The 26,014-nt window shown below is 64.9% G+C and carries 24 protein-coding genes and 1 tRNA gene; 19 read left to right on the top strand and 6 right to left on the bottom strand.

The window, feature by feature from the left end; genetic code table 11:
• The first annotated feature begins 2 nt into the window (after positions 1–2).
• From GGR90_RS00765 to GGR90_RS00725, 9 genes are all read left to right on the top strand, one after another.
• On the top strand, positions 3–1,898 hold the full coding sequence (locus tag GGR90_RS00765) for an XrtA/PEP-CTERM system amidotransferase (RefSeq protein WP_167918525.1): 1,896 nt from the start codon (positions 3–5) through the stop codon (positions 1,896–1,898).
• A gap of 83 nt (positions 1,899–1,981) precedes the next feature.
• Entirely contained in the window at positions 1,982–3,166 is a 1,185-nt protein-coding gene (locus GGR90_RS00760) for a GNAT family N-acetyltransferase (RefSeq protein ID WP_167918523.1), read from the top strand.
• Positions 3,163–4,029 carry a cupin-like domain-containing protein gene (locus tag GGR90_RS00755; protein ID WP_167918521.1) on the top strand — a complete coding sequence of 289 codons (867 nt, stop codon included), beginning with the start codon at positions 3,163–3,165 and terminating at the stop codon, positions 4,027–4,029. Before GGR90_RS00760 ends, GGR90_RS00755 begins: the two co-directional genes overlap by 4 nt.
• A gap of 282 nt (positions 4,030–4,311) precedes the next feature.
• Complete coding sequence (gene infA / locus GGR90_RS00750; RefSeq protein ID WP_010162480.1) at positions 4,312–4,530, top strand: translation initiation factor IF-1; 219 nt, start codon at positions 4,312–4,314, stop codon at positions 4,528–4,530.
• On the top strand, positions 4,527–5,117 hold the full coding sequence (locus GGR90_RS00745) for a Maf family protein (protein WP_342449866.1): 591 nt from the start codon (positions 4,527–4,529) through the stop codon (positions 5,115–5,117). The genes infA and GGR90_RS00745 overlap by 4 nt, the downstream gene beginning before the upstream one ends.
• Entirely contained in the window at positions 5,110–6,102 is a 993-nt protein-coding gene (locus GGR90_RS00740; RefSeq protein WP_167918518.1) for an Rne/Rng family ribonuclease, read from the top strand. The genes GGR90_RS00745 and GGR90_RS00740 overlap by 8 nt, the downstream gene beginning before the upstream one ends.
• Positions 6,092–6,274 carry a DNA gyrase inhibitor YacG gene (locus tag GGR90_RS00735; RefSeq protein WP_167918516.1) on the top strand — a complete coding sequence of 61 codons (183 nt, stop codon included), beginning with the start codon at positions 6,092–6,094 and terminating at the stop codon, positions 6,272–6,274. The genes GGR90_RS00740 and GGR90_RS00735 overlap by 11 nt, the downstream gene beginning before the upstream one ends.
• Positions 6,275–6,358: 84 nt before the next feature.
• Positions 6,359–6,434, top strand: a tRNA-Phe gene (locus GGR90_RS00730).
• A gap of 220 nt (positions 6,435–6,654) precedes the next feature.
• Positions 6,655–9,315: a TonB-dependent receptor gene (locus GGR90_RS00725; RefSeq protein ID WP_245198326.1), complete on the top strand. Its 2,661-nt coding sequence runs from the start codon at positions 6,655–6,657 to the stop codon at positions 9,313–9,315.
• A 303-nt stretch (positions 9,316–9,618) separates the two neighbouring features.
• Here the strand turns inward: GGR90_RS00725 and GGR90_RS00720 are convergent, their stop codons facing one another.
• A complete protein-coding gene (locus GGR90_RS00720) occupies positions 9,619–12,627 on the bottom strand; it encodes a TonB-dependent receptor (RefSeq protein ID WP_167918515.1) in 3,009 nt (1,002 codons plus the stop codon).
• Positions 12,628–13,061: 434 nt separating this feature from the next.
• Here GGR90_RS00720 and folE point away from each other — a divergent pair, with 434 nt between their 5' ends.
• Complete coding sequence (gene folE / locus GGR90_RS00715) at positions 13,062–13,661, top strand: GTP cyclohydrolase I FolE (RefSeq protein ID WP_167918512.1); 600 nt, start codon at positions 13,062–13,064, stop codon at positions 13,659–13,661.
• 185 nt (positions 13,662–13,846) lie between these two features.
• Here folE and rplI read toward each other — a convergent pair whose 3' ends face one another.
• Genes rplI through rpsF form a run of 3 tightly spaced genes read right to left on the bottom strand, consistent with a single transcriptional unit; the run spans position 13,847 to position 15,100 of the window.
• Positions 13,847–14,485, bottom strand: coding sequence for a 50S ribosomal protein L9 (gene rplI, locus GGR90_RS00710; protein WP_167918510.1), 639 nt, complete (start codon positions 14,483–14,485; stop codon positions 13,847–13,849).
• A 13-nt stretch (positions 14,486–14,498) separates the two neighbouring features.
• Complete coding sequence (gene rpsR, locus GGR90_RS00705) at positions 14,499–14,723, bottom strand: 30S ribosomal protein S18 (protein ID WP_056346852.1); 225 nt, start codon at positions 14,721–14,723, stop codon at positions 14,499–14,501.
• Between the two features lie 11 nt (positions 14,724–14,734).
• Positions 14,735–15,100: a 30S ribosomal protein S6 gene (rpsF, locus tag GGR90_RS00700; RefSeq protein ID WP_095386440.1), complete on the bottom strand. Its 366-nt coding sequence runs from the start codon at positions 15,098–15,100 to the stop codon at positions 14,735–14,737.
• A 237-nt stretch (positions 15,101–15,337) separates the two neighbouring features.
• Here rpsF and GGR90_RS00695 point away from each other — a divergent pair, with 237 nt between their 5' ends.
• Positions 15,338–15,616, top strand: coding sequence for a hypothetical protein (locus GGR90_RS00695; protein ID WP_167918508.1), 279 nt, complete (start codon positions 15,338–15,340; stop codon positions 15,614–15,616).
• Here GGR90_RS00695 and GGR90_RS00690 read toward each other — a convergent pair.
• The gene (locus GGR90_RS00690) at positions 15,613–16,995 is read right to left on the bottom strand and encodes a Mur ligase family protein (RefSeq protein ID WP_167918506.1); all 1,383 of its coding nucleotides are present in this window, start codon (positions 16,993–16,995) and stop codon (positions 15,613–15,615) included. The two genes, GGR90_RS00695 and GGR90_RS00690, sit on opposite strands and share 4 nt — an antisense overlap.
• A 155-nt stretch (positions 16,996–17,150) precedes the next feature.
• On the opposite strand from GGR90_RS00690, the gene GGR90_RS00685 reads away from it, so the two are divergent.
• The 5 genes from GGR90_RS00685 (at position 17,151) to GGR90_RS00665 (ending at position 20,772) form a co-directional block, all read left to right on the top strand.
• Positions 17,151–17,978 (top strand): LD-carboxypeptidase, encoded by an 828-nt coding sequence (locus GGR90_RS00685; protein WP_167918504.1) that lies wholly within the window; start codon positions 17,151–17,153, stop codon positions 17,976–17,978.
• 45 nt (positions 17,979–18,023) lie between these two features.
• The gene (gene fabD, locus GGR90_RS00680; RefSeq protein WP_167918502.1) at positions 18,024–18,962 is read left to right on the top strand and encodes an ACP S-malonyltransferase; all 939 of its coding nucleotides are present in this window, start codon (positions 18,024–18,026) and stop codon (positions 18,960–18,962) included.
• A gap of 63 nt (positions 18,963–19,025) precedes the next feature.
• Complete coding sequence (locus GGR90_RS00675) at positions 19,026–19,442, top strand: GxxExxY protein (protein ID WP_167918500.1); 417 nt, start codon at positions 19,026–19,028, stop codon at positions 19,440–19,442.
• A 17-nt stretch (positions 19,443–19,459) separates the two neighbouring features.
• The gene (gene fabG / locus GGR90_RS00670; protein WP_167918498.1) at positions 19,460–20,200 is read left to right on the top strand and encodes a 3-oxoacyl-[acyl-carrier-protein] reductase; all 741 of its coding nucleotides are present in this window, start codon (positions 19,460–19,462) and stop codon (positions 20,198–20,200) included.
• Between the two features lie 32 nt (positions 20,201–20,232).
• A complete protein-coding gene (locus tag GGR90_RS00665; RefSeq protein WP_167918496.1) occupies positions 20,233–20,772 on the top strand; it encodes a hypothetical protein in 540 nt (179 codons plus the stop codon).
• 219 nt (positions 20,773–20,991) lie between these two features.
• Here the strand turns inward: GGR90_RS00665 and GGR90_RS00660 are convergent, their stop codons facing one another.
• The gene (locus GGR90_RS00660) at positions 20,992–23,118 is read right to left on the bottom strand and encodes a TonB-dependent receptor (RefSeq protein ID WP_167918494.1); all 2,127 of its coding nucleotides are present in this window, start codon (positions 23,116–23,118) and stop codon (positions 20,992–20,994) included.
• A gap of 192 nt (positions 23,119–23,310) precedes the next feature.
• Here GGR90_RS00660 and GGR90_RS00655 point away from each other — a divergent pair, with 192 nt between their 5' ends.
• From GGR90_RS00655 to GGR90_RS00645, 3 genes are read left to right on the top strand one after another with little or no spacing between them, the layout of a single operon-like run.
• On the top strand, positions 23,311–24,285 hold the full coding sequence (locus GGR90_RS00655) for a cysteine synthase A (protein ID WP_167918491.1): 975 nt from the start codon (positions 23,311–23,313) through the stop codon (positions 24,283–24,285).
• Positions 24,282–24,683, top strand: coding sequence for a hypothetical protein (locus GGR90_RS00650; RefSeq protein ID WP_167918489.1), 402 nt, complete (start codon positions 24,282–24,284; stop codon positions 24,681–24,683). The genes GGR90_RS00655 and GGR90_RS00650 overlap by 4 nt, the downstream gene beginning before the upstream one ends.
• Positions 24,680–25,843 carry a Gldg family protein gene (locus tag GGR90_RS00645; RefSeq protein ID WP_342449865.1) on the top strand — a complete coding sequence of 388 codons (1,164 nt, stop codon included), beginning with the start codon at positions 24,680–24,682 and terminating at the stop codon, positions 25,841–25,843. Before GGR90_RS00650 ends, GGR90_RS00645 begins: the two co-directional genes overlap by 4 nt.
• Positions 25,844–26,014 lie beyond the last annotated feature (171 nt).

Here is a 26,014-nt window from a genome sequence, read left to right as displayed (position 1 = left end):
ATATGTGTGGGATCGCCGGCATCTATCATCTGGACACGGCGAAACCGGTCGACCCGGCCCGCCTGCGCGCGATGCTGCAACCGATGCAGCACCGCGGCCCCGACGGGTCGGGCGAATGGACCGCCCCCGGCGTCGGTCTGGCGCATCTTCGCCTCTCGATCATCGACATCGCGGGTAGCCCGCAGCCGATGGCGAGCGACGACGAAGCCGTCACGCTCACCTACAACGGTGAAATCTATAATTTCCGCGAACTGCGCGCCGAGCTGGAGGATCGCGGGCATCGTTTCCGCACCAGCGGCGATACTGAGGTCATCATCGCCGCGTGGCGCCAGTGGGGCCCCGATTGCCTGTCGCGGCTCAACGGCATGTTCGCTTTCGCGATCCACGATCATCAGCGCGGCTGCCTGTTCCTCGCGCGCGACCGGCTGGGGGTGAAGCCGCTTCACCATGTCCGCCTCTCCGACGGCTCGGTGGCGTTCGCATCGGAACTGAAGGGGCTGCTCCGCAATCCGCTGCTGCGGCAGGAAGCGAACCTCACCGCGATCGAGGATTTCCTCGCCTTCGGCTATGTCCCCGACGACAATTGCATCGTCGCCGGCGTAGAGAAGCTGCCCGCCGGCCATTATCTGATGCTCGAGCGCGGCAAGCCGGTGCCGGCTCCGACACGCTGGTGGGCGCCCGATTTTTCGAAGCGCATCCGCGCGTCCGAAGGCGAAGCGGCCGAACATCTCGTCCACCTGATGCGCGCCGCGGTGACCGACCGCATGGTCGCCGACGTCCCGCTCGGCGCCTTCCTGTCGGGCGGGGTCGATTCGAGCGCGGTCGTCGCGCTGATGGCCGAGGCGAGCCCGAAGGCGGTCAAGACCTGCACGATCGGCTTCGACCAGGCGGCGCTCGATGAAACGGCTTACGCGCAGCAGATCGCCGAACGCTTCGCAACCGACCACCGCACGCGCACCGTCTCGCCGGGCGATTTCGCGCTGGTCGACAAAATCGCCGACATGTTCGACGAACCCTTTGCCGACGCGAGCGCGCTCCCGACCTATCGCGTCTGCGAACTCGCGCGCGAGGAGGTGACGGTCGCGCTCTCGGGCGACGGCGCCGACGAAGCGTTCGCGGGCTATCGCCGCCTGGTCTTTCAGCATCAGGAAGAGCGGCTGCGCGGGCTCATCCCCGGTTTCCTCCGCCGCGGCGTGCTTGGCCCGCTGTCGCATGTCTGGCCGCAGATGGACTGGGCGCCGCGCCCGCTGCGCGCGCGCGCGACGCTCGCCAGCCTGTCGAAGAGCGGCGCCGAGGGCTATGCCGAGGCGGTCGGCGTGACGGGGCCGGCGCAGCGCGCGAGGCTTTTCAACGATGCGGCGCACCACGCGCTCGGCGATCATGTCGCCGAAGCGCGCTATTGGAAAGCGATGGCGGACGCGCCCGCGCGCGAGCCGCTCGACCGCGCGCAATATGCCGACCTGATGATCTGGCTGCCCGGCGACATATTGACCAAGACCGACCGGATGAGCATGGCGGTCAGCCTCGAGGCGCGCGAGCCTTTGCTCGATTACCGCCTGATCGAATTCGCCGCGAGCCTGCCCGCGTCGATGCGCGTCAAGCGCGGGACGGGGAAGGCGATTATGAAGCAGGCGATGGAACGCTATCTGCCGCACGACATTCTCTACCGCCCCAAGATGGGGTTCGTGACGCCGGTTTCGGCGTGGTTCCGCGGCCCGCTGGTCGAGCAGGCGAAGGCGCTCGCGACCTCATCGACGCTTGCGCGCTCGGGCTGGTTCGACATGGCCGAGATTGAACGCATCGTCGCCGCGCACCAGTCGGGCCGCCGCGATCACGGCCGGTTGATCTGGCAATTCTTCATGCTGGAGAAGTCGCTGGCGAAGCTGTTCGGGATATAGGCTTTCTTCTCCCCTCCCGCTTGCGGGAGGGGCTTAGTAGAATCGCCACGCCATCTTAACGCTTCGCTGCTAACCTCTCGCCGATGACGGTCCATCCCGCCTTTCCGACGAGTGCCGGCGAAGTTTCCCCGCTCACCGTGCGCATCGTCGATCCGCTCGCGTTGTCGCCCGATCTTGCTGCGGCGTGGGACCGGCTCGCGGGCGAGGCGAGCGAACCCAATCCGTTCGCCGAACGCTGGTGCCTGCAATCGGCACTGCACCTGCTCGATCCCGAACGCCGAGCGCGGCTGGTCATGGTGCGCGACGGCAGCGACGGGCCGGTGATCGGCGTCATGCCGGTCGCGTCCGCGCGCCATTATGGCCGCTTGCCGCTGCGGCACGTTACCGGCTGGGCGCATCCCAATCATTTCCACGGCGCGCCATTGGTGCGCGCCGGCTTCGAAAGCCTGTTCTGGTCGATCCTGCTCGGCTGGTGCGACGCGGCGCCCTGGGCGCACACGCTGCTGCATGTGCCGCGGCTGACCGAAAACGGCCCGCTCCACCGCGCGCTCGTCGACGTCGCGCGGGTGCGCGGCGGCGAGGCGAACGTCGTGCACCGCGAAGAACGCGCGCTGCTCGAAAGCCCGCTGTCGCCGGACGATTATTGGGATGGCGCGGTGCGCGCCAAGAAACGCAAGGAATTGCGCCGCCAGGCGAACCGGCTCGCCGAACAGGGCGCGGTCGGTTTCCGCCGCTGGCAGGCGGGCGAGGAGATCGATCCGTGGATCGACGCCTTCCTCACCCTCGAAGCGCGCGGCTGGAAGGGGCGCGCGGGATCGGCGCTCGCGAGCCATGGCGAGACCGAGGCGTGGTTCCGCGCGGTGCTGACCGGCGCGGCCAACGCGGGCAAGCTCGACATGCGCGCGCTCGATCTGGACGGCCGTCCACTGGCGATGCTGGTCAATTTCCTCTGCCCGCCCGGCGGTTTTTCGTTCAAGACCGCATTCGACGAACATTATGCCCGCTTCTCGCCCGGGGTGCTGCTGCAACAGGCGAATCTCGATCTGCTCGACGACCCAAAGGTCGCGTGGGTCGACAGCTGCGCCGCGCCGGGCCATCCGATGATCGACAGCGTCTGGCGCGAGCGCCGCGCGCTGGTCTGGGTCAACGCGCCGCTGTCGGCGCCCGCCGACCGGCTGCGCTTTGCGATGCTGGACAAGGCCGAACGCCTGTGGCGGCGCTGGAAGGGTGCCGCGGCGCCCGCAAATGAGGTAGAAAGCCCGCTATGACCGCCCACCAGCCGATCGATCGCGCCATATTCCCCGCCGAGATGCTGGAACGGATGGCGTCGCTTTATCCGCAGCAGGCGGGGCTGCTCCATCACCGCCTTCCCGACCATCCCCTCCTGTCGATCGAGGCGCTGGCACAGCTTGGCGAAAGCCTGCCCGCAAGCGAGGTCGAATATAATCCGGGCAATGTGCCGATCGGTATCCGGCCCGAGGATGTGCCCTCCAACGGCCTGTCGATCGGCGAGACGATCCGCAGGATCGACAGCAACGGCAGCTGGGCGGTGCTCAAGAATATCGAGAATGTCGCGGCCTATCGCACCCTGTTGATGGACCTGCTCGGCGAACTCGAACCCGTCGTGATTCCCCGCACCGGCGCGATGCTGACGCCGCAGGGCTTCATCTTCATCTCTTCGCCGGGATCGATCACGCCGTTCCATTTCGATCCCGAACACAATATCCTGCTCCAGCTCAAGGGGCGCAAGGTGATGAACGTCTGGCCCGCGGGCGACGAACGCTTCGCGCACCGCCGCGAGCACGAACGCTATCACACCGGCGGCCACCGCAACCTGCCGTGGGAAGACGCATATAAGGACGACGCGCAGCAGGTGCCGCTCGGCCCCGGCGACGCGGTGCTGATACCGGTGATGGCGCCGCATTTCGTCGCCAACGGCGATGCGCCGTCGATTTCGCTGTCGATCACCTGGCGCAGCGAATGGAGCTATCGCGAATCCGAAGCGCATGCCGCCAACGCCGCGCTGCGCCGCATGGGGCTCGACCCCGCGATGCCGCCGCGCTGGCCGAGCTATGCGTGGATGAAGACCGTCGGCTGGCGTATCGCGCGGAAGGTCAAGCTGGTGTCGTGATATTCTGGTTCACGCGGAGACGCGGAGGCGCGGAGGAGTTCGGGCGGGCCGGCAGGCCCCTTTTCTCCATCTACGGCGCGTCGTGCCGAAGCGTGGAAAAGACAGGCCGCTTCGCGGTTGGCACGACATCTCCGCGCCTCCGCGTCTCCGCGTGAGTCAAAAAGAACCGAGTTCGCGGCCTTCCACGCCGCCCGAACCGCGCTCCATGACAGATTGCTTTCAATTGCCGCAAATTGCGGTTATGGGCGCGCATCCTTCGAATTCGAGCCAATAAGAGGACTGATGGCGAAAGAAGAACTTCTGGAAATGCGCGGCCAAGTGGTCGAACTGCTGCCCAACGCGATGTTTCGCGTCAAACTGGAAAATGATCACGAGATATTGGGCCACACGGCCGGCAAGATGCGCAAGAATCGCATCCGCGTCCTCGTGGGCGACGAAGTGCTCGTCGAACTCACCCCCTATGACCTGACCAAGGGTCGGATCACCTATCGCTTCAAGTGAGCGGCGCGGCGACCATTCCCGCGTTGGTGCTCGCTTCGACCTCGCCGCGCCGGCGCGAATTGCTGGCGCGGATCGGGCTCGTACCCGCCCGTTTCGCGGCCCCCGAAATCGACGAGACGCCGCTGAAGGGCGAGCTGCCGCGTGACTATGTCGCCCGGCTGGCGCGGGGCAAGGCGCTCGCGGTCGAGCGTGCGCCGGACGAAGTCGTCCTCGCGGGCGATACGACGGTGGCGGTCGGGCGCCGCATCCTCGAAAAGCCCGCCGACGAAGCCGACCTGCGCCGGATGCTTGCCCTGCTGTCGGGGCGGCGCCACCATGTCTGGTCGGGCGTGTGCGTCGTGGGGGCGGATGACCGTCCGCGCATCCGCGTCGTCGACACGATCGTCGCCTTCAAGGCGCTGAGCGCCGCCGAGATCGACCTTTATGTCGAATGCGGCGAAGGGATGGGCAAGGCGGGCGGCTATGCGATCCAGGGCCGCGCCGAAACCTTCGTGCGCTTCCTGTCGGGTAGCCATTCGAATGTCGTCGGCCTGCCGCTTTTCGAAACGCGCGCGCTCCTGACGAGCACCGGAATCCCGCTTGGCTGAGTGGCTCTACGAAGCCGGGATCGGCGAAGCACGCGCGGCGCTGATCGAGGACGGCGACATCGTCGAGGCGCGGATCGAGCGTGACGCGGACGGTCCGCGCGTCGGCGCGATCGTCGCCGCGAAACTGGTCGAGGCGGGCAGGGGCGGCAAGGGCGCGCTGATCGCGCTCGACTGGCCGGGCGCGCCGCAGGCGACGCTGGCCGGCCTGCCGCCGTCGACCTCTACCGGGGCGCGGCTCATCGTCGAAATCACCCGCATGGCGCTGCGCGAACGCGGCCGCGACAAGCCCGCGCGGGCGCGGATGGCGGAGGCGGACGCCGCGCTTGGCGACGGCCCTGGCCTGCGCGCGCGCATCGCCGCAACCGGCATCGCCGTTGCCGACCTGCATCCGGCCGGTCCCGACCGCCTCGAACAGGCGGGTTGGTCCGAACTGATCGACCATGTCCGCACCGGGCACTGGCCCTTTGCGGGCGGCGCGCTGTGGGTCGATGCGACCCCGGCGATGCTGCTGATCGACATCGACGGCGAAGGGCACGCGCTGGCGCTTGCCCAGGCGGGCGCCCGCGAAGCCGCGGCACTGATCCGCCGCTGCGACATCGGCGGATCGATCGGCATCGACTTCCCGTCTGTGCCCGATCGCGCGGGGCGGCAGGCGATCGACGCCGCGGTCGACGCCGCGCTGCCGCCGCCGTTCGAGCGCACCGCGGTCAATGGCTTCGGCTTCATGCAGATCGTCCGCCGCCGCGAGCGGCCGTCGCTGATCGAACAGGTCCGTCTCGATCCGGTCGCGACCGATGCCGCGCTGCTGCTGCGCCGGGCCGAACGCGCGGTCGGGACGGGCGACTTGACGCTGACCGCGCGCGCCAGCGTGATCGACCATATCGCCGCGCGCAAAGTCTGGATCGAAACATTGCAGATGTGCACTGGCCGCGCCGTCCGTCTTGCCCCGGACCCGGCCGTCAAAGGAGCGGGACATGCCCAGTAAATCCCCGCGCTGCCCGCTCTGCGGCAAGCCGCGCGACCCCGAATACAAGCCCTTTTGCAGCCGCGGCTGCCGCGACCGCGACCTGCTCAATTGGTTCGGCGAAGGCTATCGCGTGCCGGTCGATCAGGCGCCCGACGGCACCGCCGAAGACGATCGTTTCGACGAGGGATAAATCGCCGAGAAAGCCACTGGACAGGACGCAAAGCCCTGCCTATAGCCGCCGCTCGCCAGCGCGGCCGACCGGCCGCCGCGGTTCGCCTGGGTAGCTCAGTTGGTAGAGCATGCGACTGAAAATCGCAGTGTCGGCGGTTCGATCCCGTCCCCAGGCACCATCTTCTCTCCATCGTCGTTCGGCGTTTTTGTGACAGCCCGGTTACGCCTTCCGTAGCGTAAACTGTTGCTTTTGTGCCACTAATGGACGGAAAATCCGGGCGTTCGCATGCGCGCGCGTTGACGCGGCGGGGCGGTGCGTTAGACCGATCAGTTACTGCCGGGCATCTCCCGACAAGCCTTTGGCTGCGCTTCGGTGGTTTTGGAGAGAGAGACATCATCATGACTTTGCGCAACATCCTGTTGGGCGCCACCATGCTGTGCGCCGCCACCACCCCCGCTTATGCTTTCGCCCAGGATGCCGCCGCGCCGGCGGATGCCGGGACGGCCGTCGACGACACCGATTATGGCAACGACATCATCGTCACCGCGAGCAAGCGGTCGCAGACGCTGCAGGACACGCCGGTTGCCGTTTCGGTGACGTCGGCGGCGCAGCTTGAAGACGCGCAGATCCGCGACCTCATCGACCTGCAGACCGCGGTGCCCAGCCTGCGCGTCTCGCAGCTCCAGTCGAGCGCGAACACCAACTTCATCATCCGCGGCTTCGGCAACGGCGCGAACAATGCGGGCATCGAACCGTCGGTCGGCGTCTTCATCGACGGCGTCTACCGCTCGCGCTCGGCCGCCCAGATCGGCGACCTTCCGAACGTCGAGCGCATCGAAGTGCTGCGCGGTCCGCAGTCGACGCTGTTCGGCAAGAATGCGAGCGCCGGCGTCATCAGCATCGTCACGCAAAAGCCGCAGTATGAATTCGGCGGCTCGGCCGAAGTCACTTACGGCAACTACAATGCAATCACCGTCAAGGGCGACGTCACCGGCCCGATCAGCGACACCGTCGCCTTCTCGATCGGCGGCAGCTACAACCGCCGCGACGGCTATGCGCAGGACCTCAACCTCGACACCGACGTCAACGACCGCAACCGCTGGGGCGTGCGCGGCCAGCTTTTGTTCGAACCGACCGACGCGCTGTCGATCCGCCTGATCGGCGACTATGACAAGATCGACGAGAATTGCTGCATCGCGGGCAATGTCATCGCCGGCCCGACGGTGGCGATCACCGACGCACTCGCCGGCGGCACCAGCATCGACCGCGAAAATCCCTTCTCCTACGACGTCTACAATAATTTCCTGTCGTCGAATAAGATCGAGAATTACGGCGGTTCGGCGCAGATCGACTATGATCTCGGCAACCTCGCGCTGACCTCGATCACCGCCTATCGCCAGGTGCGTGCCGATACCAACCAGGATTCGGACTTCACCGCCGCCGACCTGATCGGCGAGAAGAGCGACTATGTCGACATCGACACCTTCACGCAGGAAATCCGCCTGACCTCGGACTTCGACGGCCCGATCAACTTCCTGCTCGGCGGCTATTATTTCAACGAGAAGGTCAATCAGCAGAGCGCGATCAAGTTCGGCGACGACTTCCGTCCTTATGCGAGCGCGCTGATCAGCCAGGCGAGCGGAGGCGCCTTCAACGCCGCCCAACTCGAAGCGGTCATGGGCAGCGCCAACGGCACGGATTATAGCGGCCAGTTCTTCCGCGCCGGCGACGGGCTCGACGAAGCCTATAAGATGAAGAACGAAGCCTTCTCGATCTTCGGCACCGTCGATTTCGAAGTCACTGACCGGCTGACGCTCACATTGGGCGGAAACTACACCAAGGACCGCAAGCGCTTTTCCACCAATGTCGTCAGCAGCGACGTCTTTTCGGGAATCGACCTGACCGCGACGGGCGGCCGCGCGCTGACGCAACAATTCGTCTCGACGCAGGTCGGCGGAATTCTCGGTGTTCCGGGCGGCATGGCCAGCGCGGAGCAGGTTCAGGCATTCGCACAGGCGCAGCCCGCCGTATTCCAGCAGATTGCGACCGTCGGCACGCAATTTGGTCAGTTAAATTCGACGCTAAACCCCGCCGATGTCGCGGATGACGGAAATGACTTTACCGTCGGAAACCCGCTATTGGCACTCCGACCGCTGCAGTTCCTGCCGCCGTTCCTCAACGTCCCGAACGCGGTCGAAAGCGGCAAGACCAACGACGGCGACTTCTCGTACAGCGTCCGCGCCGCCTATGAGCTCACCGACACGGTCAATATCTATGCGACCTATGCGACGGGCTTCAAGGCGAGCTCGATCAACCTGTCGCGTGACAGCCGTCCGACCGCGGAAGACCTGCCGGCGATCATCTCCGGCGGCCTCGGCCTTCCGAACCTGGTTTCGGGCTCGCGCTTCGCGAATCCCGAGGAATCGACCGTCTATGAATTCGGTCTGAAGGGTCAATGGGACGTCGCCGCGGTGAACGTCGCGGTGTTCAAGCAGTCGATCAAGGGCTTCCAGTCGAACGTCTTCACCGGCACCGGCTTCGCGCTCGCCAACGCGGGCAAGCAGTCGACCTTCGGGATCGAGTTCGATGGTTCGGTGCGTCCGGTCGATGGGCTCAACCTGACGCTGGCGGCGACCTATCTCGACGCGAAGTATGACAGCTTCGTCAATTCGGCGTTCGGCGACATCTCGGGCGCCACGCCCGCCGGCATTCCCGAACTGTCGCTGTCGATGGGCGGCACCTATACGCACGAGTTCGCGGGCGGGACCAAGGCGATCGCGCACCTCGACTACAGCTATGAAAGCCCGGTCCAGATCGTCGAGGGCCTGTCGGGCTTCCCGGCGAGCGTCGCGCAGAACCTGAAGCGCGAAGTCAACTCGCTCAACGCGTCGTTCACGGTCCGCCTGACCAACGGGATCGACGTCGGCGTGTGGGGCCGCAACCTGACGGGCGCGCAATATCTGACGACGATCTTCCCGGCGGTGGCGCAGGCGGGCAGCGTTTCTGGCTATCCGAGCCAGCCGCGCACCTATGGCGGAACCATCCGCTACAAATTCTGATGGGGCAGGGGCGGGGCGGTCATCGCGCTCCGTCCCACCATCGGGGCAAACGAAAAGCCGACGCCCTTCTCTTCGTCATGCTGAACTTGTTTCAGCATCCATGACCAAGTCTCTCCCGCCACGCTGCGTTCCATTCGAGAGCAGGCCATGGACCCTGAAACAAGTTCAGGGTGACGAGATGTGAGGGGGTTGGGGTGCGTCGAAACAGGCCCGTTTGCAATCGATACAATTCCCAAAAGAAAGCCCCGGTCTCTCGTTTGAGAGACCGGGGCTTTCTTGTTTGGCGTTACTGCTGATGGGTCGTCAGAAGCGCACGCCCGCCGCGATGCCATAGCGGCGCGGCTCGAGGGTGAAGATATTGGTGTAATTTCCCGACGACTGGTCGGTGATGTAAAGGCCGGTGACGCTGTTGGCGTCGAAGACATTCTGGATGAACCCCTTCACATACCATTTGTCGTCGGGACCGTTCAGCTGCAGCTGGGCATTGACCTGGGCATAGCCCTTGATCCGGTTCACATTGCCGTTGAAGATGCTGCCATAGCTCTCGCCGGTATAAGCCAGGTCGAGGCGTGGGACGAGCGACATGTCGTTGTCGAAGTCGATCGTATATTGTACGCCGGCCGAGAATTTATAATTCGGTGCCTGCGGCAATTGGTTGCCCTTGATGTTGACGGGGATGCCGGCCGAGAAATACTCGATTCCGCCGAAGGCCTGACCAACGGTTCCTGCCGTCGCTTCCATCACCGAACAGATGCTGAAAGCCCCGGTCGAAGCGATGCCTCCGTCGGCGGGGAAGGCGGTGGTCGGTTGCAAACCGGCACCCGCGACGACACCTGGAATGGCGCCGCCGTTGATCAGTGTCTGGATCTGATTGACATAGCCATTGACCCCCGCAACGCTGCCGCTGGTCGATGCCACCGCACAGTTTGCGGCGTTGGTGATGTCCTTGATGATTACCGCATCGGCGCGGCCGCCACCAAAGTCACGCGGGTTGCTCGTGAATTTGTCCTCGGTTACCTTGGTATGCAGATAGCTGAAGCCCAGGTTGATCACCATATTGGGGTCGGGCCGCACGATGGCTTCGGCCTCGACGCCATAGATGTCGGCATCGACATTGTCGTTGACTGCGGTGCGGGCAACGATCTTGCTTAGTTGCAGGCTTTTATACTTATAATAAAAAGCCGTCAGGTTGAGCTGGAGCGCGCCGTTGCCAAAGCTGTTCTTGGACCCGATTTCAAAGGCATCGACCTGTTCGGGGGCGAAGGTTTCGGGGACCGCGAAGATCGGCTGGAGCGGCGGGTTGATGCCGCCCGATTTATAGCCGCGCGAATAGGAGATATAGACCAGATTGTCCTCGGTCACTTTATAGTCGAGCACCGCACGGCCGGTCATCTTGTTGAACCCGACGTTGCGCACCTGGAATGCTTCGCAGCCGACCACAGAACCGATCGCGCCGGGGATAGCGCTGCCCGGTGTCGTGCAAAGCGACCCCGGATCGGCATCGAAACCAGCCGCAGTGGGCGAATCAAACGCCGAGCCGGTCTGGCCAAAGGGCACCAGGAAGCTGGCGAGGGTAGACCGGGCAATCACCTCTTTTTTGTCATTATTATAGCGCAGACCTGCCGTCAGTTTCAGCCGGTCGTTGACCTCAAAATAGGCTTCGCCGAAAATTCCGTAGGATCTGATCTTCAGATCATCGGTGTGGTTGCGGAAAAACGGCGTGCCCAGAAAGGAGGGCGGCAAGCCGCCGCCGAGCGCGGTAAACGCGCCCAGCACACCGGTCAGATAGTCGATCGGAAAGGCGTTCACATAATAGCTGTTTTCGGTCAGGTGCGAATCGGCATAGATGCCGCCAACCAGGAAGTTGAACGGTCCGTCGAGATCGCTGCTCAAAATCGCTTCGGCCGACCAGCTTGAGGTGTAGGAGTTTGACCGGTCGAACTGTAACGACTGGTCGCTACAGATGCTGTTGCCGCCGAAGCCGCCGAGGCCGCTTTCCTCAGCCTGCGAGGTGCAGAGCACGCCGGCCGGTCCGTTGGGGATGATTGCCGCCGCTACCGGCCCCAGATAGGCTTGGAGTCCGGGGCCGAATGCGCCGCTGGCCGCTGCCTGCAGGTTCGCCAGCCCGGTGCCGTAAAGCGCCCGGTTGCCGACATTGCTGTTATAATCCTGCGATGCGTCGAGCTTGACCTTTTGATACTGGCCCGAAACCGCCAGGGAGACCGGCCCGAAATTATGCTCGATCTCGCCCCGCAGCGTCAGTTCGCTGGTAAAATAGCTGGGCGTATAGGCGGTGTTGACGACACGCGGGTCGGACGGGATCGTCGTGCCCGCATATACATCAGGGCCGTAAAGGCTGCCCAGCGAGAAATCGAGCGGCGAGTTGATCCCGTTGGGGATGCCGCGAATGCCCAGGAATTCGCGCGAGGTCAGCGCAGCCGTGAACGTCGCATTGCCGTTGAACGGTGAATTGTCGCGGCGGGTGTTCAAACAGCCGAGGATACCGGTCGGGTCACGCTGGCACTGTTGTTTCTGGATGCGGGTGCGTTTGTCGCGTTCGTGAAAATAAGAGGCGAGAAAATCGATCGTCGTGTCGTCGGTCGGTTCCCAGCGCAGCGAGCCACGCACCGAATAAAGGTCGCGGTCGTCGATGCGGGTGTTGAGGAAGGTGTTTTTGGTATAGCCGTCACGGTTCAAATATATCCCGGCAACGCGCAGGCCCAGTGTATCACCCAGCGGGATGTTGATCATCCCCTTGCCCTTTATCGAATTATAATTGCCATATTCGGCCTCGGCTGCCGCTTCGAACACGCCCAGCTTTGGCTTGGCGGTGATGACATTGACCACGCCCGACGTCGCATTGCGCCCGAACAATGTGCCCTGTGGACCGCGCAGCACTTCGACCCGCTCGAGGTCGAAGAATTCGGTTTCGAACAGACGGGTCGCAAACAGCGGACTGCCGTTCAGATGGATCGCGGTCGCGCTGTCACAAGTGGCGCCGACGCACAGATCGCCGATGCCGCGGATCGTGAAGCTCGCGCCGGTGAAGTTGGTCTTGGTGAAGGTGACGTTGGGCAGGGTCAGCTGAAGATCGGACGGGGTCTTGATCTGCTGCGCTTCCAATGCCTCGGTCGAAAAGGCGCTGACCGCGATCGGCACGTCCTGCAGCCGTTCCGACTGGCGCTGCGCCGTGACGACGATTTCGCCGCCGAAAGCATCGCGTTCCACTTCATCCGCCGCGTCCTGCGCATATGCCGGCGTCGCCACCGTCATCGCAAGGATCGACGTTCCGATCAGTGCCTTGAACTTCATCTAAGCCTCCCTTTTTCGACCCCGCGCAGTGCGGGGCCGCCCAACTTCAAATTGTGGTAAGGGGAGCGGAATTGACCAGACATGGCAAAGGGCACCGGGCCAAAGCGGCCATGTGCCCTCGTGTATCCCACTTGCCAGCTGCGCTGGTCATCGTCCTCTCCCACCGGCGTCGGGGAAAAACGCCGGCCTCTCCGGAATACGACCCGCTCAAGCGAGTTCTGTATGGCCTAAGGGTGCGCCGAGTTGACGAAAGCGTCAAGTCACTTGTTAAGTCCAAAAAAGGACGCGAAACCGCGCCTCTCCGGAAAGAGAAAAAGCCAAGATTCCGCAACGTAAAGTTGACGGGGGAGGACAATTTCTTTTCGCCCGGCCCTTGCTTATCGGCACCGGCACGTCGAAATGTGCGACAAGATGGCAACAGTGAAAGCGGGGCGATGAGCGACAAAGTCGAGTTGGGGCCGGATGGCAAGGTGTTGGTTCCGGACCATGTCGCCGACGCGGTGCGGACCTTGATCGAGTGGGCGGGCGACGACCCGGCGCGCGAGGGGCTGCGCGACACGCCGCGCCGCGTCGCGCGCGCGTGGAAGGAATATTGCCAGGGCTATAACGAGGATCCTTCGGTCCATCTGTCGCGCACCTTCGAAGAGGTCGGCGGCTATGACGAGATCGTGCTGCTGCGCGACATTCCGTTCCAGTCGCATTGCGAGCACCATATGGCGCCGATCACCGGCAAGGCGTCGATCGCCTATCTGCCGCGCGACCGCGTCGTCGGCATTTCCAAACTCGCGCGCGTGCTGGGCGGTTATGCGCGGCGGTTGCAGGTGCAGGAGCGGCTGACCGCCGAAGTCGCGCGCTGCATCTGGGACAACCTCCACCCGCATGGCGTCGCGGTGGTCATCGACGCGCAGCATGGCTGCATGACCGGACGCGGCGTGCGTACTCCGGGCGTCGGCATGGTGACGAGCCGACTCTTGGGCTGCTTCCTCGACGACGAGCGCAGCCGCAAGGAAGTGCTGAGCCTGATGGGCTATTGATCGGCGGCATTCGACCGGTAGCGGTCATAGGGGATGAAAGCCCCTCGAGGGGTTTAATAGGATCGCGACGAGAGCTCCGGACCCCTAAGCCGACATCGTCATCGGGCGAATATCCATATCCATAGAAAAAGGCTCCGGAACGCTGGGTTCCGGAGCCTCTTCTGTCTCGTAGAGAGGAAAGGAGCTTACTCCTTCTCGCCCTCTTCATCCTCGCCCGCAGCGGGAGCTTCCTCGGCAGCGAGTTCCGAAGGCGCCGTAGCATCTTCGAATTCGTCTTCGCTGTCGGGTTCCAGCGCCGTGGCGACGGCCTCGGCCTGTTCTTCCTCGAACATCGCCGCGATGACGTCGATGCCCTGGCTTTGCATTTCGGCTTCGTCGGGCGAACGCGCGACGTTGACGCCGACGGTCACCGCGACCTCGGGGTGCAGCTTGACCTTGACGTCGACCACGCCGAGCGCCTTGATCGGGCGTTCGAGTTCGACCATCGACTTGGTCACGCCTTCGACGCCGTCTTCGACCAGCGCGTCGATGATGTCGCGCACCGAAACCGAGCCATAAAGCTGGCCGGTGTTCGACGCCTGGCGGATCAGGACGATCTGCTTGCCGTCGATGTCCTTGGAACGGACTTCGGCTTCGCCGCGGCGTTCCGCGTTGTCGGATTCGATCTTCGCGCGGTTGGCTTCGAACAGCTTGCGGTTGGTGTCGTTCGCGCGCAGCGCCTTGTTGTTGGGCAACAGGTAATTGCGGGCAAAGCCGTTCTTGACGTTGACGACATCGCCGATGCCGCCGAGTTTCTCGATGCGTTCGAGCAGGATGATTTCCATCGGTCCGCCCTCCTTACTTCACGATGTAGGGGAGCAGGCCGATGTGGCGCGAACGCTTGATCGCCTTCGCCAGCTCACGCTGCTTCTTGGTGGACACCGCGGTGATCCGCGACGGGACGATCTTGCCGCGCTCCGACAGGTAACCCTGGAGCAGGCGGACGTCCTTGTAATCGATGACCGGTGCGTCCTTCGCGGTGAAGGGGCAGGTCTTGCGGCGGCGAAAAAAGGGTCGTGCCATGCTACTGTTCCTTATTCTTCGCCGTCGCGGTCACGGCCACGGCCGCCGCGGCGTTCCTGCTTGCGCATCATCACCGACGGACCCTTTTCGAGTTCGTCGACCTTGATGGTGAGCCAGCGGATGATATCTTCGTTGATCGCAGCCTGACGCTCGATCTCTGCGATCGCTTCGCCCGACACTTCGGCCGACAGCATCACATAATGACCCTTGCGGTTCTTCTGGATCTTGTAGGCGAGCTGCTTGAGGCCCCAGGTCTCGGTCTTGTGAACCTGGCCCTTATATTCGCCGATGACGTTGGTGACGGTTTCCGCCAGCGCGTCGACCTGAGCTTGGCTCAGGTCCTGACGCGCGATAAAGACATGCTCGTAAAACGGCATGGTGCGCTTCCTTCGATTTGGCCGATCGCTGGTTCCGCGCCAATCGCGAAACCCCTCCGGCTGTCGTCAAGTCTTGCGTATTGGTGCAAAACAAACGGGGCGACAGGCACGTGGCCTCGCCCCGAATGAGCGCGCCTATACAGATTCGCGGAGAGAAAGCAAGGCTACGCCCGAAAAGGCTTGCTCCTCCTGCTGTGACGCGCAACATCCCTGCCGGGATTGAGGGGGAATGAGATGTTGGAAATTGCTGCGCTGATCGGTCTGTTTAGCTGGGGGATGAACAGCGATCGGCTTGCGTGGAAGCACGCTGGTGTCATCCTGCTGCTTTCGTGCCTGTTCGGCGGACTGGGTGGCCTGATTGCGGGCGGGGGAGAGGTTCCGGTGAGCGTCGCCATAATCTTCACGATTGCGTTCGAGCTGGTCCTCGAAACGATCGTCTTCTTCGTCGGTTTCGGTATCGGGCGTTATCGGGCGCGCAAGGCGGGCATCAGCAACATCGAAGATACGTTCGGCTAACCGCCAAGCCGGGCGAGCAACTCCCTCCCGAATTCGGTCAGCGTGTCGTCGCGCGCGCCGAGGATCAGGATGCGGTCGCCCGGTTTCGCTTCGTCGAGCATCGCGGCGCCGCAGTTCGCGCGGGTCGTCATATGGACGGCATCACCGCCGCCGGCGACGATGTCGGCGACCAACGCCTCGCTGCCGATGCTGCGGTCGACGGTGCCGCCGAAATAGACGGGATCGCACACATAGAGCTTATCGCCTTCGCGCATACCCGACGCGAAGCTGGCGGCGAGTTCCTTGCCCATCTGGCGCAGCGGGCCATAGCCGTGCGGTTGGAAGAAGAGCAGGGCGCGACCCGGCAACTCGGCGACGGCGGCGAGCGTCGCGGCGACTTTATCCGGATTATGCGCGAAATCGTCGATCACGGTGACGCCGCCCGCCTGGCCCAGCACTTCGTAACGGCGCGCGAGGCCGGCGAAATCGGCGAGCGCCTCGACCGCCTGCGCGACGGTTGCGCCCGCCGCGTGCGCCGCCGCGATCGCCGCGAGCGCATTGGCGGCATTGTGGCGGCCCGGCATACGAAGCTTCACCTGATAGGCGGTGCCGTCGGCATGGACGGCGAAGCGGCATCCGTCGGGCAGCGCCTCGAAATCGCTGCCGCGCACCGTCGCCGCATCGCCGAAGCCGAACGTCACGACATTGCCGGCCGGCAGCAGCGGTGCCGATTCCGGGTCGTCGGCATTCACGACCGCGACCCGCGCCTTGCCCGCGAAGTCGCCGAACAGACCGTGCAATTCGGCGAGGCTCTTGTGATCGAGGCTGATGTTGGTCACGACCGCGACGTCGGGCGTGTAAAGCGCGATCGACCCGTCGCTTTCGTCGACCTCGCTGACATAAATGGCGGCGTCGCCGACCAGCGCGCTCGCGAAGGGCATCTCCGCCCCCGCAAAGTTGCGCATCACCGCGCCGTTCATCACCGTCGGCCTGGCGCCCGTGCATTCGAGGATCCAGCCGATCATCCCCGTGACCGTCGATTTGCCGCTCGTGCCGCCGACCCCGATCGCCTTGTCGGCGGCGTTGAACAGCTCCGCGTTCAGGTCGGCGCGCGTCATCCGCGCGAGCCCGAGCGCGTTCGCCGCGGCGACATCGGGAACGCTGTCCTCGATCGCGGCCGATGCGACGAGGATCTGCCCCGCCTTCGGTCCGCTGCCATCCTGCGGGAAAAATTCGATGCCCTGATCTTCCAGCCAGGCGAATTTCTCGGGCGTCCGGCCCTGATCGCGGCTGCGATCCGAGCCCGCAACCGCCGCGCCGCGCGCCGCGACGATCATCGCGAGCGGCAACATGCCCGACCCGCCGATGCCGCAGAAGAAATAGGATTTGTTTTCCGACATGGCGGCGCGATATGGCTTTGGCGAAGGGTTTGCAACCGGAGCGACATTCCCTTTCCCGTTCGCATCGAGCGAAGTCGAGATGCCCCTCGGCTTGGCGCCATAGCGATGGGTGTCTCGACTTCGCTCGACACGAACGGAAAATCAGAGTCCTGTCCATGCGCATCGGAATCGTCGCCCCCAGCACCCCCATATTGCCCGACGATGCCGAGGCCGTCCGTGCGGTCGTCAGCCTCGGCTATCCCGGCGTCGAACTGGAATTCGACCCGCAATGCTTCGCCGTCGCCGGCCATTTTGCGAGCGAGGATGCGCAGCGGCTCGCCGCGCTGGTGGCGATGGCGAACCGCGCCGACATCGATGCGATCTGGTTCGCGCGCGGCGGCTATGGCGCGTGCCGGATCGCGGAGAGGGCCGTCGCCGCGATGGAGCCGGTGGCGCGCGGCAAGGCTTTTCTCGGCTATTCGGATCAGGGCAATTTGCTGGGCTGCCTTTATCGCGAGGGTTTCGACCATGTCGCGCACGGGCCGATGGTCGCCGACATCCGGCGCGAGGGCGGCGACGTGACGGTGCAGCGCGCGCTCGACTGGCTCGTCGCCCGCGACCCGGGGGCGTGCGAGGCGGGATTGCAGCATGGCGCGCGCCACGCGGCGTTCAACCTGATGACGCTGTCGATGATGCTCGGCACCCCCCTCGAACCCGACCTGTCGGGCCATATTCTGCTGGTCGAGGAGGTCAGCGAATATCTCTATGCCTTCGATCGCGTGTTTTTCCATGTCACCAGCGTCCTTGCCGGGCGCGGGCTGGCGGGGTTGCGACTGGGACGGGTCAGCGATGTTCCCGAGAACGACCGGCCATTCGGCATCGAGGCCGAAGCGATTGCGCGCTACTGGTGCGAGCGCAACGGGATCCCCTGGCTGGGCCGCGCCGACATCGGCCACGATGGGGACAATAAGGTCGTGCCGTTCGGCTTGCATCGCGCAGGGTGAAGGAATAGGCGCGGCCCATTCCAATATTACGCTAGGGGACGCAATATGCGTGCATTCATCTTTCCGGGTCAGGGCAGCCAGTCGGTCGGCATGGGCAAGGCGCTGTTCGACGCCTCGCCGGTCGCGCGCGAAGTGTTTCAGGAAGTCGACGACGCGCTCGGCCAGAAGCTGTTCCAGCTGATGAGCGAAGGCCCCGAGGACCAGCTCACCCTCACCGAAAATGCCCAGCCGGCGATCATGGCGAACGCGATCGCGACGCTGCGCGTGCTTGAAAAGGAAGGCGGCGTGACGCTCGCCGCCAAGGCCGATTATGTCGCGGGCCACAGCCTCGGCGAATATAGCGCGCTCTGCGCCGCCGGCGCCTTCGACCTCGCGACCACCGCGCGGCTTTTGAAGACGCGCGGGCAGGCGATGCAGGCGGCGGTCCCCGTCGGCGTCGGCGCGATGGCGGCGCTGCTCGGCGCCGACATCGACACCGCGCAAAAGCTCGCCGATGCGGCCGCCGAGGGCGAGGTCTGCACCGTCGCCAACGACAATGATCCGTCGCAGGTCGTGATCTCGGGCCACAAAGGCGCGGTCGAGCGCGCGGTCGCGCTGGTCAAGGACTATGGTATCAAGCGCGGCGTGCTGCTCCCCGTCTCGGCGCCCTTCCACTGCCCGCTGATGCAGGCGGCGGCGGATGCGATGGCCGAGGCGCTCGGCGCCAGCCCCCCCGCGCCGCCGCTGGTACCGGTAGTCGCCAACGTCACCGCGAGCCCGGTCAGCGACGCCGACACGATCCGCGACCTGCTCGTCCAACAAGTCACCGGCCGCGTCCGCTGGCGCGAAAGCGTCGCGTCGATGGAAGACATCGGCGTCACGCACTTCGTCGAATTCGGCGGCAAAGTGCTCTCGCCGATGGTCAAGCGCAGCGCGAGCGGCGAAGTCGAGACGGTCAGCGTGATTTCGATGGATGACATCGAGGCTTTGCTGAAGACGCTTTAATAGATTCGCGCAGAGGCGCAGAGGCTACGAAGGAAGAAGTTCACGCGGAGACGCGGAGGAATTGTGCGGGATATAGATGTCGTGAGCGGTGATGTGCTCGACTTGTCCCTCCGCTTGCACAGGGATTTGGGGCCGGGCTTATTGGAAAGCGTCTATGAGACGGTCCTTGCCGGAAAGCTGATCGAGCTTGGATATCGGGTCGATCGGCAAATGCCGATCGATATACATTTCGAAGGTGCGCGCTTCGATGCGGCTTTTCGTATCGATTTGCTCGTGGACGGCTGTTTGCTGGTGGAGGTCAAATCTGTCGAACAGTTGAACCCGGCTCATGGCAAGCAGCTGTTGACCTATCTTCGTCTGACTGGCCAATCTGTTGGTCTTCTCATCAACTTCGGGGGCGCCACGCTCAAGGAAGGCGTCCGTCGCATTGTTAACGATCATAAACCCTCCGCGTCTCCGCGTCTCCGCGTGAACCGGTAATCATCAGGAGAATAGACATGTTCGATCTCACCGGCATGACCGCCCTCGTCACCGGCGCTTCGGGGGGCATCGGCTCGGCCATCGCGCAGGCGCTCGCGGCGCAGGGTGCGCGGCTTGCGGTGTCGGGGTCCAACGCCGACAAGCTCAGCGCCTTCCGCGATACGCTCGGCGGCGATCATGTCGCGCTGCCGTGCAATCTTGGCGACGGCGCCGCGGTCGATGCGCTCGTGCCGTCGGCGGTCGAGGCGCTGGGGCAACTCGATATTCTCGTCAACAATGCCGGCGTCACCCGCGACAATCTGATCATGCGGATGAAGGACGAGGAATGGATGGACGTTATCCGCATCAACCTCGAAGCCAATTTCCGCCTCGCGCGCGCTGCGGCCAAACCGATGATGAAAGCGCGCTTCGGGCGCATCATCTCGATCACCAGCGTCGTCGGCGCGACCGGCAATCCGGGGCAGGCCAATTATGCCGCGTCGAAGGCGGGCGTCACCGGCATGACCAAGGCGCTGGCGCAGGAACTCGCCAGTCGCGGCGTCACCGCCAACTGCGTCGCGCCGGGCTTCATCGCCACCGCGATGACCGACGACCTGCCCGACGCGCAGAAGGAGGCGCTCAACCAGCGCATTCCGGCGGGCCGGATGGGTGAGGGCAGCGACATCGCCGCCGCCGTCGTCTATCTCGCGTCGAAGGAAGCGGGCTATGTCACCGGCCAGACGTTGCATGTGAACGGCGGCATGGCCATGCTGTCCTGAGGGGCGATCCCTCCCGATAGAAAGACGAGTCGATGATCAAGGCTTTGATGGCGGGCGTCGCATTTATGCTCGCGGCCTTGCCCGGCGCGGCCGCGGCGCAGGAGGGTGAGAAGCTCGATTGCGTCGCCCTGTCGGTGCCAGGTGACACGAAAGAGGCAATCGGCGAGGCGATGGCGGGCGGCGGCGATGAGGCGTCGCGCGAAGCCCTTTTCAAGCAGCTCGCGAGCATTGCCGACGCCTGCGTCGCGCGCCACGGCGTCACCGCCGAACAAAAGGGTCCTTATTTCGACTATAACCTCGCGCGCGTTTCGCGCGAATGGCTGGCGAACGACATCGCCAAGCTCGGCCTGTCGCCGGCGGTCGCCGACAAGGCGCTCGATTTCGGACCCATCGGCGCGAATCCGGACCTCTCGACCGGCATGACCGAAGAGCAGATCATGGAGATCGTTCAGGCCTATGTCGAAGCCGGGGTCGACATCGACAAGGTCGACGGCGCGGTCTGGGAAAAGGTCGGTGCCTATGCCGCCGCAACCTCGATCTACTGGAACAAGCGCAAGCTGCTCGCGCCCTGATCGGGGTCGACGGAGCATAAACATCATCACTTTGAATGAAACGCCGTGTCCCCGCGAAGGAGCATCGGGTCGGATCGTCCCCCGGACGATCCTTGAACATGCGGGGCATGTTCAACCCGATGCTGACCCATCTCCTGCCGGTTCAAACTGGCACCGACCGGAGATGGGCTCCCGCCTTCGCGGGAGCACACGACATTTTCGGTCAAAGACGATCGGGGTTTAGAAACTCGCCCGCGCCGTCAGACGGAAATCGCGTCCCGCCAGCGGCACATAATCCTTGGTGAAGCTCGCGTGGCGGCGCGCCTCGACGTCGAAGATATTGTTCGCCGAGAGCATGAGCGTCAGATTCTTCGTATCGGGCAGCGGGCGCCAGCTGAGCGAGGCGTTGACCAAGGTGAAGCCGTCGGTCGGCGTCTCGAACTGCGCGACGCGCGCCTGATCGTCGGTCCATTCGACCTCGACGCGCGCATCGACGCGCTCGCCCTGCGCTTCGAGCCCGCCGAGCACGCGCAGCGCCGGAATGCGCGGGATATTGCGGTCGAGCCCGGCATTCTTGATCTTGGCGCGCGTCATATCGGCGGTCACGTCGCCGACGATGTTGAAACCGCCGATTTGCGCCAGCCGCGCGCTCGCCTCGGCCTCGAAGCCATAGACGCGCGCGTCGCGCTGAAAATATTGGAAGACGGGCAATTCATCTTCTTCCGCGCCCGTCGCGGCCGAATAGATGAAATTGTCGAACCAGTTCGAATAGCCGGTGAGGCTGAGGTTGAAGCCGTCGGTCTTGATCTTAAACGAGGCTTCGGCGCCCCAGTTCGATTCGCGCTTCAAATTGGGATCGCCGAGTTCGAAGCTCTGCGTCGCGATGTGCGGGCCGTTCGACAGCAACTCCTCGGCCGACGGCGCGCGCACCGCGCGCGATACCGAGACGCCGAATTTCGCGCCTTCGAAGATGTCGTATGTCGCGCCGAGCGCGCCCGAGAAGCTATCGAAATTGCGTTCGAAGCCCAGCGTCTGCGCGCGCACATTGGTCTTTTCATACCGCGCCGCGGCCTCGAGGCCGAGTGGACCCGCGGTATATTCCTGCAGCGTGAAGAGCGCGAACTGGTCGGTCAGATTGCGCGGCACAAAGGCTTCGGCGCCGACCGCGTTGAAATCGCGGTGGCTGTACTGCACGCCGCTCGCGCCGCGCCAGCCGCCGCGGTCGTTCTGTGCCAGCTCCAGCCGGCCTTCGACGCCCTGGTTGGTGAAGATCGTGCCGATCTCGTCGCCTTCGAACTCGGTGTGCTTGTAATCGGCGAAGCCCGCGCGGATGCGCAGCTTGTCGAAAAATCCGTCGCCGAGCTCGACTTCACCGCGCAGGTCGGCGCGCCATTGCTTCATGCCGATGGTGACGGGGCCTTCGCCATGATCGTGGCCGCCCTCTTCCTCTTCGCCGCCATGATCGTGCGCGGTGTTCGGACGCGCGGGAACGCCATAATTGGTGTCGAAATAGCCGATCGAAATGCCAAGCTGGCCGCCGTCGTTGATCAGCGAAATCCCGCCGCCGGCGGTCCAGGTCTCGCTTTGCGTATTGTCGATCTTGCCGCGCTTGCCCGCCTGTTCGGTCAGCTCGGCCGCTTCGTCGAGATGCCCCTCTTCGACTTCATGTTCCGCCAGGTGGAGCAGGTCGCCGCGAATATCGGGGGCATAGACGAAGCCGCCCGAGCGCGTGTCGCCCGTCTTGCGCCAGCTGCCGTCGAGATGCGCGACGATCTGCGGGCTCAGCGCGACGTCGATCGAGCCGCCGACATTGCGGTCGTTCGCCGCGGTCGCATAGCCGCCGATCGCGTCGATATGGACATGGTCGGCGGGGACTTTGCGCGGGATGCGGCGGTCGAACATGTTCACCGCGCCGCCGATCGCCTGGCTGCCGAACAGCAGCACGGCGGGGCCGCGCAGGATTTCGATGCGCTCGACGGTCAGCGGGTCGATCGTCACGGCGTGATCCGCCGACGTGTTCGATGCGTCGATCGATCCGATACCGTCGGTCAGGATCTTGACGCGCTCGCCCGAAAAGCCGCGGAGGACGGGGCGCGACGCGCCGGGGGAGAAGCTCGTCGCCGATACGCCCGGCTGGCGCGTCAAAGTGTCGCCGATCTGACCGCGAATGTCGCGCGCCAGTTCGTCACCCTCGAGCACCGATACATTGCCGAGGATGTCGAGGCTGCGGACATAGGGCGCGGTGACGACGATCGGCCCGCCGGAATGCACATCGTCGTCGCTGCTGGCCGCCGCGCTGTCCTGTGCAAAGGCCGGGGCGGCCAGGAAGAGGGCAAAGGTAAAACCGGCGGAACAAAGCAAACGCATGGGGAGAGAGTCCTGTAATTATGGCGACCAGATGGCGCGTCAGTAATGATATACTGTCACAGTCGCAACCCCCGACGCTCGCCAAACCTGTCGTTCGTCGGGCCGCGGGGCCCGTTGGTCGACAAGGCCGATCATCGGCGGCGCAAGCGAAGCTGTCTTGCGGGGCCGCGGGCGCCGCCCTAGATCATGGGCATGACTATTGCTGCAAACAGCCTCGACCTCATCGGTAATACGCCCCTGGTGTTGCTGAAAGGGCCGAGCGAAGCCACCGGCTGCGAAATCTGGGGCAAGTGCGAATATGCCAATCCCGGCGGATCGGTGAAGGACCGCGCCGCGCTCTATATCGTCCGCGACGCCGAAGCGAACGGCAGCCTGCGCCCCGGCGGTACGATCGTCGAGGGGACGGCGGGCAACACCGGCATCGGACTGGCGCTCGTCGCCAACGCCTTGGGTTACAAGACGATCATCGTCATGCCCGACAATCAGAGCGCCGAAAAAATGGCGACGATCCGCGCACTCGGCGCCGAGCTGGTGCTCGTCCCGCCGGCGCCTTTCGCCAACCCGGGTCATTTCGTCCACACCTCGCGCCGCATCGCCGAGGAAACCGACAATGCGATCTGGGCGAACCAGTTCGACAATATCGCCAACCGCAAGGCGCATATCTTCGGCACCGCCGAGGAAATCTGGGAGCAGATGGATGGGCGCATCGACGGCTTCACCTGCGCCGCGGGCACCGGCGGCACGATCGCCGGCACCGGGCTCGGGTTGAAAGCGAAAAATCCCGACATCACCGTCGCGCTCACCGATCCGCACGGCGCCGGGCTCTATAATTATTATCAGTGCGGCGAACTGAAACCCGAAGGGTCGAGCGTCGCCGAGGGCATCGGGCAGAACCGCATCACCGCCAATCTCGAGGGCGCGCCGATCGATACGCAGTTCCGCATCTCCGACGCCGAAGGGCTGGACGTCGTTCGCCGCCTGCTGGGCGAAGAGGGGCTGTGCCTCGGCCTCTCGTCCGGCATCAACGTCGCCGGCGCGATGGCGCTCGCGCGGCAATTGGGTTCGGGTAAACGCATCGCAACGATCCTCTGCGACAGCGGGTTTCGCTATCTCTCGACACTCTACAACCCCGAATGGCTGGCGAGCAAAGGACTGGAGGCGGCATGAGCGTTCGGATCGACACCCCCTCGGCACCCAAGCCGCAGGCCGCGCCGCCAACGCCGACGGCGCCCGTCAACGACACGATGCGGCGGCTTCAGATCGGCATCGCCGGGGTGCTCACCGTATTGCTGCTCGTCGGTATGGCGGGGCTCATCGGCGAGCGCGCGCGTGAACGGGCCGAAGGCGAGGTCGCGGCAACGACCGAGGTGAAGATGCCCGGCGAGGAGCCCGCCGTCGGCGCGCCGCTCGAGGAACTCGGCGTCCAGCCGGTGTCGCCGTCGTCGTCGAAGGATGAAAATGCGGCGACCTCGGTCAAGATCCCGCAGGCGGTGGCGCCGGCGGCGACTGTTCCCGATCTCGAACCCGACCCCGAACTCCAGCGCGCGCGCCAGTCGAAACAGTGATCGCGGTATCGCGCGGGCCGGTGCTGCGCGCTTTCACTATCGCCATCACGGTCGTCGCCCTCGCGTGGATCGCGGGCGGGCAGGCGCTGCTCGGCCGCATCGACCCCGCGCTCGCCGTCCCCTTGCTTGTGCCCCCGATGCTGCTTCTCGCCTGGTGGCAGCGCCGCGAGCCCGTCGCGGCGCGGCGCCGTAGCTGGCTCGTGATGTTGGCGTTTCTGGTTGCGGCGCAGGCGCTGCTCGGGCTTGCGCTCGCGGGATCGGCCGGCTGGCCGCAACTGCTGCTGATCATCGTCGCGGCGGGGGTTGCCGCGTCGCTCACCGATCTTGTCGTCCAGTGGCGTCCGCGTCCGACATTCCTGCCGTGGCTCGCCGCGTTCGCGCTCGTCGCTGGCTGGTTCGCGGCGGGACACGCGCTGCTCGCCGCCCTCTATCGCCCCGCCGCCGCACGCGCGGGTGCGCCCGCCGTCACCATGCTTACCGGCCTGCCTTTGCGCTGGTCGGGCGGCGGCGGCATCGCAGCGATGATCGCCGAGGGGACGAATGACGACCCGGCGCTCGCGCGGCTGACCGCGGCCGGCCCGGTGTCGCTCGTCGACAGCCTCGCCGATCATGTCCCGCCCCCCGGCGGAACGCTGCTGCTCGCGCATCCGCGCGCGCTCGCGCCGCAGGAACTGGTCGCGATCAACGCCTTCGTGCGCGGCGGCGGGCGGGCGGTCGTCCTCGCCGACGCGCTGTCGGGCTGGCCGGCGCGCCATCCGCTCGGCGATCCGCGCAACCCGCCGGTGACGAGCCTGCTCACCCCTTTGCTCGATCATTGGGGCGTCACGCTTGCTCCGGCGCCCGGCGCCGAGGGCGCGGCGCTCGCGATCGATGTCGACGGCGCGCGCCTCCGCCTGTTCAGCGCCGGCCGCTTCGATCGGCTCCCTCCGCAATGCCAGATATTCGCCGGGCGCCGCGTCGCCCGCTGCCCGATCGGCGAGGGCGAGGTCTGGCTCGTCGGCGACGCCGACCTCCTCTTCGCGCCGCTCTGGCAGCCGCTCGTGCCCGGCGCCGACCATCTGCGGCGGGCCGACACGATGGAGTGGCTCGCCGCGCGCCTGTGGCCCGGCGCTGGCACCGGTGTGCTCCGTCCGCTCTGGATTCGCGCCCGCGCCGACTGAGTCGGCGTTTTCGCCCATATTCACCCCGATCGAAGCCGCCCGACGGTGCCGCTGCGGCGCCGCGCGACCCTATTTACCCAATTCCGAGCGGTTTTTGCGGCCGATAGGGGTTGGATTCCCTATTTTACCCTAAAATACCCCTTTCCACCCCGATCTATAGTTGATACTCAG

Origin of the sequence: Sphingopyxis italica (genome assembly GCF_011926545.1) — a bacterium.
GTDB classification, from domain to species: Bacteria; Pseudomonadota; Alphaproteobacteria; order Sphingomonadales; family Sphingomonadaceae; genus Sphingopyxis; species Sphingopyxis italica.
This window is presented reverse-complemented; position numbering and strand designations above follow the sequence as displayed.

Coding starts and splice junctions, on each gene's coding strand:
- GGR90_RS00765 (WP_167918525.1), top strand. CDS start 3: ATGTGTGGGATCGCCGGCATCTATCATCTGGACACGGCGAAACCGGTC.
- GGR90_RS00760 (WP_167918523.1), top strand. CDS start 1,982: ATGACGGTCCATCCCGCCTTTCCGACGAGTGCCGGCGAAGTTTCCCCG.
- GGR90_RS00755 (WP_167918521.1), top strand. CDS start 3,163: ATGACCGCCCACCAGCCGATCGATCGCGCCATATTCCCCGCCGAGATG.
- infA (WP_010162480.1), top strand. CDS start 4,312: ATGGCGAAAGAAGAACTTCTGGAAATGCGCGGCCAAGTGGTCGAACTG.
- GGR90_RS00735 (WP_167918516.1), top strand. CDS start 6,092: ATGCCCAGTAAATCCCCGCGCTGCCCGCTCTGCGGCAAGCCGCGCGAC.
- GGR90_RS00725 (WP_245198326.1), top strand. CDS start 6,655: ATGACTTTGCGCAACATCCTGTTGGGCGCCACCATGCTGTGCGCCGCC.
- GGR90_RS00720 (WP_167918515.1), bottom strand. CDS start 12,627: ATGAAGTTCAAGGCACTGATCGGAACGTCGATCCTTGCGATGACGGTG.
- folE (WP_167918512.1), top strand. CDS start 13,062: ATGAGCGACAAAGTCGAGTTGGGGCCGGATGGCAAGGTGTTGGTTCCG.
- rplI (WP_167918510.1), bottom strand. CDS start 14,485: ATGGAAATCATCCTGCTCGAACGCATCGAGAAACTCGGCGGCATCGGC.
- rpsR (WP_056346852.1), bottom strand. CDS start 14,723: ATGGCACGACCCTTTTTTCGCCGCCGCAAGACCTGCCCCTTCACCGCG.
- rpsF (WP_095386440.1), bottom strand. CDS start 15,100: ATGCCGTTTTACGAGCATGTCTTTATCGCGCGTCAGGACCTGAGCCAA.
- GGR90_RS00690 (WP_167918506.1), bottom strand. CDS start 16,995: ATGTCGGAAAACAAATCCTATTTCTTCTGCGGCATCGGCGGGTCGGGC.
- GGR90_RS00685 (WP_167918504.1), top strand. CDS start 17,151: ATGCGCATCGGAATCGTCGCCCCCAGCACCCCCATATTGCCCGACGAT.
- fabD (WP_167918502.1), top strand. CDS start 18,024: ATGCGTGCATTCATCTTTCCGGGTCAGGGCAGCCAGTCGGTCGGCATG.
- fabG (WP_167918498.1), top strand. CDS start 19,460: ATGTTCGATCTCACCGGCATGACCGCCCTCGTCACCGGCGCTTCGGGG.
- GGR90_RS00665 (WP_167918496.1), top strand. CDS start 20,233: ATGATCAAGGCTTTGATGGCGGGCGTCGCATTTATGCTCGCGGCCTTG.
- GGR90_RS00660 (WP_167918494.1), bottom strand. CDS start 23,118: ATGCGTTTGCTTTGTTCCGCCGGTTTTACCTTTGCCCTCTTCCTGGCC.
- GGR90_RS00655 (WP_167918491.1), top strand. CDS start 23,311: ATGACTATTGCTGCAAACAGCCTCGACCTCATCGGTAATACGCCCCTG.
- GGR90_RS00650 (WP_167918489.1), top strand. CDS start 24,282: ATGAGCGTTCGGATCGACACCCCCTCGGCACCCAAGCCGCAGGCCGCG.